1 pseudogene is annotated in these 1,362 nt (G+C 75.1%); it reads right to left on the bottom strand.

The features are described from left to right. Positions 1–803: pseudogene (locus FF86_RS61580) on the bottom strand (polyketide synthase dehydratase domain-containing protein); the annotation flags it as partial. Between the last annotated feature and the right edge of the window lie 559 nt (positions 804–1,362).

Here is a 1,362-nt window from a genome sequence, read left to right as displayed (position 1 = left end):
GGGCGCCGGTGGGGTCGGTGGCGTGCAGGGAGATCTCGTCGCTGCCGTGGACGGCGAGGTGGACGCGCAGGCTGGTCGCGCCGGTGGCGTGCAGGCGCACGCCGTTCCAGGCGAACGGCAGTCGGCTGTGACCCGCGGGCACGTCCGCGAGCCCGTGGAAGACCGACAGGTGCACGGCCGCGTCGAGCAGCGCGGGATGCACCCCGAAGGCGGCGCCCTGGTGCTGGTCGCTCCCGGCCTCGGGGAGGGCGACCTCGGCGTACAGGTCGTCGCCGGCGCGCCAGGCGGCGCGCAGGCCCTGGAAGGCCGGCCCGTAGGCCAGCCCCGACGTGGCCAGCGCGGGGTAGACGTCTCCTACGGGCACCTCCAGCGCTCGCGGCGGCGGCCACGCGGCCAGCGCTTCGGGCTCGCCGCCGCCTTCGCCGTCGTTGCCGTCGCCGCCTGCGCCGCTGCCGTCATCGGCGGCGAAGACCCCGCTGGCGTGCCGCGTCCACGCGGCGTCGGGCGAGTCCTGCGGCCGGGAGTGGATGGCGACGGGCCGGCGGCCGGTGTCGTCGGGGGCGGTGACGGTGACCTGGATGGCGACGGCGGCGCGCTCGGGCAGGATGAGCGGCGCCTCGAAGAGCAGCTCGTCCAACGTTCCCGCACCGAGATCGTCGCCGGCCCGCAGCGCCAGCTCGACGAAGGCGGTGCCGGGCACGAGCACGTTGCCCTGCACCGTGTGGTCGGCGAGCCAGGGATGGGTCGCCAGCGAGAGTCGGCCGGAGAACAGCACCCCGTCCTGGTCGGCCAGTCCGATGGCCNCGCCGAGCAGCGGATGGTCCGCGCTGGCGAGGCCAAGCCCGGCGACGCTGTGCCCACCGGTCGACGCCTCCCGCAGCCAGTAGCGCTGGCGCTGGAAGGGGTAGGTGGGGAGGGTGGCCGCGAGGTGAGCGGGGTTGCTGCCGGTGCCGACGGTGTCACTGGTGCCCGTGGCGCCGGTGGGGTCGCCGGTGGCGGTGGCGGTGGCGCCGTCGGTGTTGCCGATGCTCTGGGGGTCGGTGGTGGGTGTGGTGGGGGTGGCCGTCGTGGTGGGGGGTGTGGGGGTGTGGCCTTCGGTGTGGAGGGTGGCCAGGGCGGTGGCGAGGGTGGTGGCGGGGGGCTTGGTGCGGTGGAGGGGGGGGGTGGCGGTGAAGCGGGGTCGGTCGTTGCTGTCGCTGGTGCTGTCGCCGCTGGTGCTGTCGAGGTGGGTGAGGGTTTGGGTGGTCAGTGCCGTGAGGGTGGTGTCGGGTCCGAGTTCGAGGTAGGTGGTGACGCCCTGGCCGAGCAGGGTGGTGATGCCGTGGGCGTAGCGGACGGTGTGGCGGATGTGGCGGGTCCAGT

Origin of the sequence: Frankia sp. CpI1-P (assembly GCF_001421075.1) — a bacterium.
GTDB lineage: Bacteria > Actinomycetota > Actinomycetes > Frankiales > Frankiaceae > Frankia > Frankia torreyi.
Note: the sequence above shows the minus strand (reverse complement) of the source record. Positions and strands in the feature narration are given on the sequence as shown.